Origin of the sequence: Bacillus sp. GbtcB14 (assembly GCF_019091205.1) — a bacterium.
Lineage (GTDB): Bacteria > Bacillota > Bacilli > Bacillales > Bacillaceae_G > Bacillus_A > Bacillus_A cereus_AG.
The window spans coordinates 1-255 of record NZ_JAGXJT010000209.1; the positions used below are offsets into that span (position 1 = coordinate 1).

A 255-nucleotide genomic window follows, 5' to 3' on the forward strand; every position below is an offset into this window, starting at 1 on the left:
TGCGTCTCGGCTTAGATGTGACGGTTTCCAATTTGTATCAAGAGTCAAATCCGATTGTTTCAGAGGTTACTCAATACCTTTATTTAAAAAGCTTCTCAATCGGGAAACAGTTTTATCGTTTGTTTTATTACGGAGTTGACAAAATCTATAATAAACGCAAATTCAATATTTATTTTAAAATGGGAAATAGACGTTTAGGCCAGCTCGTCGAAGAGCATAAGCCGGACATTATTATCAATACATTTCCGATGATTG

Annotated in this window: 1 protein-coding gene; it reads left to right on the forward strand. The window is 34.9% G+C overall.

Annotated elements, in window-relative coordinates; translation table 11 throughout:
* On the forward strand, positions 1 to 255 hold a 255-nt coding region (locus KVT31_RS29735), incomplete at both ends, for an MGDG synthase family glycosyltransferase (RefSeq protein ID WP_483297959.1).